The organism is Streptomyces alkaliterrae (assembly GCF_007097205.2).
In the GTDB taxonomy this organism is placed as follows: domain Bacteria; phylum Actinomycetota; class Actinomycetes; order Streptomycetales; family Streptomycetaceae; genus Streptomyces; species Streptomyces alkaliterrae.
Window position 1 is genome coordinate 1 of the sequence record NZ_VJYK02000265.1, and the last position, 7,640, is coordinate 7,640.

Genomic DNA, 7,640 nt, shown 5'->3' on the forward strand with positions numbered 1-7,640 from the left:
GACGATCGTCGCGGTGAACAAGGACGCGGAGGCGCCGATCTTCGAGTTGGTCGACTACGGCGTGGTCGGCGACCTGTTCGAGGTCGTGCCCCAGCTCACCGAAGAGGTAAAGACCCGCAAGGGCTGAGCCCTTCACCTGAACGAGTGACGGCCGGTCGGTGGCTTTCCAGTCGCCGACCGGCCGTCGTGTTGCGGGTGGAGCCACGCGGGGCGTGGAGCGCGTCAGTTCTCGCCGAGGCTGGACTCGACTTCGCGGACCACGCGCCACATCGGGGTGGACCGTTTGGTGATCACCACCACGACGTCCTCCGACTCGGCACCGGCGTGGCCGCCGCCCGGGCCGTCGGAGTCCGGACTCCACGTCTGCCGGACGAAGGACAGGGCTTGGTCGACCGCTTCCGTGGGGTCCCCCTCGCCGCCGGCGCGCAGCCAGTCCCGGAGCGCGTGATTGTGGGCGGCGACCACGGACGCGGCGAGGACGTTCGCGCGCAGCTTGCCGTCCGGTCGGTCGGCGAACCGGACGCGCAGGTACTCGGCCAGTGTGCGCTCGTACTTCCAGACGACGGAGACCTCGTAGGTGCGCAGGCCGGGGACCTGCCGCGTCAGACCGTAGCGCTGGACGGAGAAAGCCGGTTTCTCGGCGTACATGCGCAGCACGAGACGGGCGGCGTCGCAGACCCGGGCGACGGGGTCGTCGGTGTCGGCGCTGGCGGCGAGGAACTCCGTCATGTCCGCGAGGCAGCGTTCGTGGTCGGGGAAGACCACGTCCTCCTTGGAGGGGAAGTAGCGGAAGAACGACCGTCGGCCGACTCCCGCGAGGGTGACGATGTCGTCGATCGTCGTCTGCTCGTAGCCGCGTGCGAGGAAGAGTTCGAAGGCCGCGTCGACCAGGGCCTCCCGCATGGGCGGTTTCGGCTGGGCCGATGTCATGTCGGGTAGGGGGTCTCTGGCCTCGCTCATGACCACAAACTAGCATTCAGGCCCCTGGGCTGAGGGTATTCAGTACCCTCAGCCCAGGAGCCCGCGGTGTGCGCGCGACGCGGAGGCGGACGGCCGCCGTCCGCTCAGGCGGCGAGGGAGCGGCTGATCACGAGGCGCTGGATCTGGTTGGTGCCCTCGAAGATCTGCATGATCTTCGCCTCGCGCATGTACCGCTCGACGGGGAAGTCCATCGTGTACCCGTAGCCGCCCAGCACCTGCACGGCGTCGGTGGTGACCTTCATGGCGGCGTCGGTGGCGACGAGCTTGGCCACGCTGGCCTGCCGGCTGAAGGGGTGGCCGGCGTCGCTGCGGCGGGCCGCGTCCAGGTAGGTGGCGCGGGCGGCGTCGACCGCCGCGGCCATGTCGGCGAGCATGAAGCCGAGCCCCTGGTGGTCGATGATGCGCCGGCCGAACGTGCTGCGCTGCTGCGCGTAGTCGATGGCCGCGTCGAGGGCGGCCTGGGCGAGGCCGGTGGCGCAGGCGGCGATGCCGAGGCGGCCGCGGTCGAGTGCGCTGAACGCGATCTGGAGGCCCTGGCCCTCCTCGCCTATCAGCCGGTCGGCCTCAAGGGTCGCGCCGTCCCAGTAGGCGCTGGTGGTGGGGACCGCCTGGAGGCCCATCTTCCGCTCGGGTGCGCCGAAGGACAGCCCCTCGGTGGCGCCGGGGGCGAGGAAGCAGGAGACGCCGCGGCTGCCCGGAGCGGTGCGGGCGAAGAGCGCGTAGAAGTCGGCCTTGCCGCCGTGGGTGATCCACGCCTTGGTGCCGGTGATCCGGTAGCCCTCGTCCGTCCGCTCGGCCTTGCACTTCAGGGCGGCGGCGTCGGAGCCGGCCTGCGGCTCGGAGAGGCTGTAGCCGCCGACGAGACCGCCGGAGAGCATGTCCGGCAGCCAACGCTCCTTCTGCGCCTCGGTGCCGAAGGCGCTGAGGGGGTGGCAGGCGAGGGTGTGCACGCTGGTGGCGACGGCGACGGCCGCCCAGCGGGCCGCCAGCTCTTCCAGGACCTGCAGCCACACCTCGTAGGGCTGGCCCCCGCCGCCGTACTCCTCCGGGTACGCCAGGCCCAACAGCCCGGCGTGGCCCAGCGTGGCGAACAGGCCCTCCGGGTACGTCCCGGCGGCCTCGTGGTCGGAGGCTCGGGGTGCGAGCTCCTTGTCGGCGATCTCCCGGGTCAGCGCCAGGAGGTCGGCTGCCTCGGGTGTGGGCAGCAGGCGGTCGACAGCCATGTCGCGGCTCCAAGTGGTACTCAAACAGGTACGTGAGTACCGCTTAGCATAGCTCAGGGCGGCCTGGAATACTGAATCGGGTGATCGAGACCTCAGCCGCCGACATCCCACGGCCTGCCGGGCGCGGCGCCGCCCGGCGGTCCGAGCTGTTCGAAGAGCTGGTCACCCTGCTGATCAGCGAGGGCTTCGCGCAGTTCACGCTGGATGATCTCGCCGCCAGGCTCCGCTGCTCCAAACGCACCCTCTACGGCCTCGCGGGCAGCAAGGAGCAGCTGGTCCGCGCCGCGGTGGTGCACTTCTTCCGCCGCGCCACCGGAAGGGTCGAGGCCGCGCTGGCCGCCGAGAGCGACCCGGCGGCGCGGCTCGCCGCCTACCTGCGCGCGGTGGCCGCCGAACTGGCGCCCGCGTCCCCGCGGTTCTTCGACGACCTCGCGGCCTTCGAGCCCGCGGCCGAGGTGTACGACCGCAACACGCGTGCGGCCGCCCGCCGGGTCCAGGAACTCATCGAGGAGGGCACGGCCGCCGGCGCCTTCCGTGAGGTGCACGTGGCGTTCGCCGCGGACGTCATCGCGTCCGTGATGGTCCGCATCCAGCGCCGGCAGGTGGCCGCCGCGACCGGACTGAGCGACGCCGAGGCGTACGCGCACCTCGCCGAACTGCTGCTGCACGGCCTCAACCGCTGAGCGCCGCCGCGCGGCGGATCGTCCGGCGGCCGGGGCAGGCAGGACGTCCCGTAGCGTTATGTGACCGCGGTGAAAGATCACACGACGACTGGCGACAAGGGGGCGAGCGGCGTGCTGGTGGCACTTCGCAAGTGGTACGGACTGATGATCGGTGTGGGGGCGCTGGGCATCGTGGTCTCGGTGACACTGCGACAGGGCATCGGTGTGCTCTACGTGACCAGCGTCGTGCTCCTGCTGGCGGGTCTGGTGCTCCAGCGCACCAGGGCCGGTGCGCAGCGGCCCACCGGTCGCGAACCGGTCGTCGCGGTACGCGCGCCCTTCGAGGGCACCTGGCGGGCGGTCAACAGCCCGGCCGACAAGGTGCCCAGCCACGGCGTCCACTCGCTGGCGCAGACCTACGCCATCGACGTCACCTACGAGCCAGGGGACCGGCCGGGGCGGCGCTTCGACGCGGTGTGGCCGCTCGCCCGCCGGCCCGAGTCCTTCCCGACCTTCGGACGCCCGATGCTCGCGCCCGCCGAAGGCGTCGTCGTCGCGGCGCACGACGGGCAGCGCGACCACCTCACCAGGATGTCCTCGCTCGGGGTGGCCTATCTCGTGCTCGAGGGTTTCGTCCGTGCCATGGGCCGACCGCGGCACATGTTGGGCAACCACGTGGTGCTCGACCTCGGGGACGGCGTCTACGCCCTGCTCGCCCACCTGCGACGGGGCTCGCTGCGGGTCGCGGCGGGCGACCGGGTCGGCGCCGGGCAGGTGCTGGCCGAGTGCGGCAACTCCGGCAACTCCTCCGACCCCCACCTCCACTTCCAGCTCATGGACGGCGCCGACGCCGGCACCGCGCGGGGTGTCCCGTTCCGCTGGCACTTCGAGGACGCGGACGGCAAGCGGCATCTGGGAGTGCCGTCCGGTGGCAGCGACTTCGTTCCGGCTCCGGCGGAGGTCTGACCGGCAGCGGCCCCGCGGTGCGGAAACGGCCCCCGCGGTGCGGGTGCGGCGTGCTGCCGTCGGGGGATGGCAACCATCCGGCGGGCGGTTACGTCTATGCCGACAAGGGGACGCCGACGGTGTCGCTCCCCGGGATGACGGGGTACCCGTCGTCCAGCCGTCCGCCGGACCGGACGAGGGCCCGGCAGGTGATCCCGGCACGCCGTCCGATGGGCGGCGTGAGCGGTACGACCGGCGTGCGGCGGCGCAGTTTACTGCATGATCGCAAAATTGTTGCGCCCGATGGGAATTCTGTCCCGATTCACGTCGTTGTGACATGCGTGGGCGGGGCCCGGGAAGGGTCTCCCGCCCGACCGGCCAGTAGTTGATCCACTCGCAAGGGAGCACGCATGGCAACCCGTGCCGTAGCCCGTCGTCAGTCCGCCGCCCAGGGTTCTGACCGGGCAAGCAGTGCGCGCGCAGGCGGCGACCTCGCCGACCGCGACCTGGTCGGCATGTACCTCGACGAGATCGCACGCACCCCGCTGCTCGACGCGGCCAAAGAGGTCGAACTGTCGCTCGCGATCGAGGCGGGTGTGTACGCCCAGCGCCTTCTCGACGGCTTGGAGCAGCCTCCGTCCGAGGACGCCCCTTCGGCCGGCGCCGACAGGGAGGAGCTGGAGGCCATAGTCGCCGAGGGTGAGCGCGCGAAGGAGACGTTCATCCGGTCCAACCTGCGGCTTGTCGTCGCCGTCGCCCGTCGCTACCCGCGCAGCGGCCTGCCCCTGCTCGACCTCATCCAGGAGGGCAACGCGGGCCTGGTCAGGGCGGTGGAGAAGTTCGACTACCGCAAGGGGTTCAAGTTCTCGACGTACGCGACGTGGTGGATCCGTCAGGCCATCACCCGGTCGATCGCCGACCAGTCCCGGACGATCCGGCTCCCCGTGCACCTGGTGGAGGAGCTGGGGCGCATCCGGCGCGTGCAGCGCGAGTTCAACCGCGAGCACGGGCGGGACGCAGAGCCGGCGGAGATCGCCGCGGAGCTGGACAGCACCCCGGAGCGCGTGGCCGACGTGCTGGACTGGGCCCGCGACCCGGTCAGTCTGAACATGTCCGTCGACGACGAGGGCGAGACGCAGTTCGGCGATCTACTGGAGGACACCTCCGCCGTCTCGCCGGAGCAGTCCGTGATGACGCTGCTGCGGAGTGAGGAGCTGGACGGCCTCATCGAGCGGCTGGACGAGCGCACGGCGTCGATCATCAGGTCCCGCTACGGCATTCTGGACGGCAAGGAGCGCACGCTGACGGAGGTCGGCAAGCAGCACGGCCTGACCCGTGAGCGGATTCGGCAGATCGAGAAGCACGCGCTGCTCGAGCTGAAGAAGATGGCCCACGACACGGGGTTCGACGCGGCCGCCTGACCGCAGGCCTGATCCGTTCGCCGTTCCGGCCTGATACGCCTCGTGGCGAGGCGACGCGCCCCCGGGCAGCCGGGGGCGCCGGCGTGTGCGGGCCCGGCCGGGCGTTCCGGGCGTGCCGTGGGGCTGCCCGGTGGGTGCCCTCCCGCGCGGCGCGGACGTGTCCCCCGATGCGCCCTGTCCGACGTGCGGGCGAGTGGGCGCGGGCGGAAGCTGTGGGGGGCGGCCGCCAGGCCGTCGGAACTACGGAGGTTCCTCATCATGCACGTCACCCCCGCGCACCCGACCGTCGCCGCCTTCGTGGACGCGATCAACGCCGGCGACCGGGACGGCTTCTACGCGACCCTCACCCCGGACGCCACCATGGCGGACGACGGCAACGACCGCGACCTCGACTCCTGGGTGGACAAGGAGATCTTCCAGTCCGACGGCCGGATGGACGTCGAGTCCACCTCGCCGGACGGGCTCTCGCTGACCGCCCGGTACTCGAACTCGACCTGGGGCGCGATGCGTACGGCCTGGTCCTTCACGATCAGCGGAGACCGGATCTCCCGCTTCGAAACCGGACAGGCCTGACCGTGCCGGCTTCTCCGGGCCGCGGGCCGCCATGCCCGATCATGTCTGTTTTCGCGTCCGAGCCTGTTTACTTCCCGGACCTCCGGGCGTAATCTGACGCCTGGTCCACAGAGTCGGGCATGGAACGGACGCAAACAGACATGTACGCACCGGAGCGCCAACAGGAGATCCTGCGCCTCGCCCGCGAGGGCGGGCGGGTCGACGTGCTCTCGCTGGCCGAGCGGTTCGAAGTGACCGCCGAGACCGTCCGCCGGGATCTCAAGGCGCTCGACCAGGCCGGCCTGGTCCGCCGTGTGCACGGGGGAGCCATCCCCGCGGGCCGCTTCGACCTGGAGCCGGACCTCAGCGAGCGCGAGTCCACCGCGGCCGACCAGAAAAGCCGCATCGCCCAGGCCGCGCTCGAAGAACTGCCCGGCGAGGGAAGCGTCATCTTCGACGCCGGCAGCACCACCGGTCGCCTCGCGGGCGAGCTGCCGCTCGACGCGAAGCTGACCGTCGTCACCCACGCCCTCCCGCTCGCCGCTCGCCTCGCCGACCATCCCGGGGTGGACCTGCACCTCGTGGGCGGCAGAGTGCGCCACCGCACGAGGGCCGCCGTCGACGCGTGGGCGCTCCGCACGTACCAGGAGATCAACGCCGACGTACTCTTCCTGGCCACCAACGGCCTGACCGCCTCGGGCATCCTCTCCACCCCCGACCTCGCGGAGGCCGCCGTCAAGCGCGCGCTCATCGGCGCGGCGCGGCGCGTGGTGCTGCTGGCGGACTCCTCGAAGCTCGGCCAGGAGCACTTCGCCCGCTTCGGCCACCTCGACCAGGTGGACCTCCTCATCACCGACACCGGACTGTCGAAGGACGACGCTCGGGTGATCGAGGCGCACGGCACCGAGGTGGTGTGCGCATGACGCTGCTCACCGTGACCCCGAACCCGAGCCTGGACCGCAGCTACGAGATCCCCGCCCTGGGGCGCGGCGAGGTGCTGCGGGCGACCGTCGACCGCGTCGACCCCGGAGGCAAGGGCGTCAACGTCTCGCGCGCCGTCGCCGCGGCGGGCCGGCACACCGTCGCGGTCCTGCCTCTCGGAGGCCCGGAAGGCGCCCTGCTGGAGACCCTGCTCGGCGAACAGGGCATCGCCGTCGCCGGTGTCGTCGTCGCCGGGTCGACCCGAGTGAACGCCGCCGCCGTCGAGCCCGACGGGACCGTCACCAAGATCAACGCGCCCGGCCCGCACCTCACTGACGCCGAGGGCCGCGCCCTGCTCGACGCCGTCCGCGCCCGCGTCGCCGACCACGCCACGTCGTGGGTCGCCTGCTGCGGCAGTCTGCCGCGCGGCCTGCCGCCCGCCTGGTACGCGGACCTGGTCGCCGCCGCCCACGAGGCGGGCGCGCGCGTCGCCGTCGACACCTCCGGGCCCGCGCTCCGCGCCGCCCTCAGCCGTGGCGCCGACGTCGTCAAACCCAACACCTTCGAGCTGGCGGAGGCCGTCGCGCGCCCGCTCGGCACCCTGGGCGACGTGCTCAAAGCGGCCGAGGAACTGCGGCAGCTAGGCGCGCGCGGTGTGCTCGCCAGCCTCGGCCCGGACGGACAACTACTCGTCGACGACACCGGCGCGCACTACGGGCGTGCGCCGGTTCGTGAAGTCCGCAGCAACGTCGGTGCGGGCGACGCCTCACTCGCCGGCCTTCTGGTCGCCGGAGGTGAGGGCCCCGAGGCCCTGTCCTCCTCCCTCCGGTACGGCGCTGCCGCGGTCTCGCTCCCCGGCAGCCAGATGCCCACCCCCGACGACCTGCACGACATCCCGGTCGACATCACCACCGACCTCCCGCTGGCCCTCCCCC

Annotated in this window: 8 protein-coding genes and 1 pseudogene; 7 read left to right on the plus strand and 2 right to left on the minus strand. The window is 72.0% G+C overall.

Annotation, left to right across the window (positions count from 1 at the left end):
• Nucleotides 1-127: pseudogene (locus tag FNX44_RS20790) on the plus strand (electron transfer flavoprotein subunit alpha/FixB family protein); the annotation flags it as partial.
• 95 nt (nt 128-222) lie between these two features.
• On the opposite strand, the gene FNX44_RS20795 reads toward FNX44_RS20790, so the two are convergent.
• Nucleotides 223-960 (minus strand): TetR/AcrR family transcriptional regulator, encoded by a 738-nt coding sequence (locus FNX44_RS20795; RefSeq protein ID WP_228450060.1) that lies wholly within the window; start codon nt 958-960, stop codon nt 223-225.
• Between the two features lie 104 nt (nt 961-1,064).
• Nucleotides 1,065-2,204, minus strand: a complete 1,140-nt coding sequence (locus FNX44_RS20800; protein WP_143650098.1) for an acyl-CoA dehydrogenase family protein — start codon at nt 2,202-2,204, stop codon at nt 1,065-1,067.
• 80 nt (nt 2,205-2,284) lie between these two features.
• Here FNX44_RS20800 and FNX44_RS20805 point away from each other — a divergent pair, with 80 nt between their 5' ends.
• From FNX44_RS20805 to pfkB, 6 genes are all read left to right on the plus strand, one after another.
• Nucleotides 2,285-2,887 (plus strand): TetR/AcrR family transcriptional regulator, encoded by a 603-nt coding sequence (locus FNX44_RS20805; RefSeq protein WP_143650100.1) that lies wholly within the window; start codon nt 2,285-2,287, stop codon nt 2,885-2,887.
• Between the two features lie 111 nt (nt 2,888-2,998).
• The gene (locus tag FNX44_RS20810; RefSeq protein WP_323369536.1) at nt 2,999-3,832 is read left to right on the plus strand and encodes a peptidoglycan DD-metalloendopeptidase family protein; all 834 of its coding nucleotides are present in this window, start codon (nt 2,999-3,001) and stop codon (nt 3,830-3,832) included.
• 389 nt (nt 3,833-4,221) lie between these two features.
• Complete coding sequence (locus FNX44_RS20815) at nt 4,222-5,232, plus strand: sigma-70 family RNA polymerase sigma factor (protein ID WP_143650101.1); 1,011 nt, start codon at nt 4,222-4,224, stop codon at nt 5,230-5,232.
• 258 nt (nt 5,233-5,490) lie between these two features.
• The gene (locus FNX44_RS20820; RefSeq protein ID WP_143650103.1) at nt 5,491-5,805 is read left to right on the plus strand and encodes a nuclear transport factor 2 family protein; all 315 of its coding nucleotides are present in this window, start codon (nt 5,491-5,493) and stop codon (nt 5,803-5,805) included.
• Nucleotides 5,806-5,945: 140 nt separating this feature from the next.
• Nucleotides 5,946-6,707: a DeoR/GlpR family DNA-binding transcription regulator gene (locus tag FNX44_RS20825; RefSeq protein WP_143650105.1), complete on the plus strand. Its 762-nt coding sequence runs from the start codon at nt 5,946-5,948 to the stop codon at nt 6,705-6,707.
• Nucleotides 6,704-7,640 (plus strand): 1-phosphofructokinase (gene pfkB, locus FNX44_RS20830; RefSeq protein WP_143650107.1); only part of this gene is annotated, 937 nt, incomplete at its 3' end. The genes FNX44_RS20825 and pfkB, both read left to right, overlap by 4 nt.

Bases quoted from the DNA above. Each gene is read 5' to 3' on its own strand.
- FNX44_RS20795 (WP_228450060.1), bottom strand. From the start codon at position 960: ATGAGCGAGGCCAGAGACCCCCTACCCGACATGACATCGGCCCAGCCG.
- FNX44_RS20800 (WP_143650098.1), bottom strand. From the start codon at position 2,204: ATGGCTGTCGACCGCCTGCTGCCCACACCCGAGGCAGCCGACCTCCTG.
- FNX44_RS20815 (WP_143650101.1), top strand. From the start codon at position 4,222: ATGGCAACCCGTGCCGTAGCCCGTCGTCAGTCCGCCGCCCAGGGTTCT.
- FNX44_RS20820 (WP_143650103.1), top strand. From the start codon at position 5,491: ATGCACGTCACCCCCGCGCACCCGACCGTCGCCGCCTTCGTGGACGCG.
- FNX44_RS20825 (WP_143650105.1), top strand. From the start codon at position 5,946: ATGTACGCACCGGAGCGCCAACAGGAGATCCTGCGCCTCGCCCGCGAG.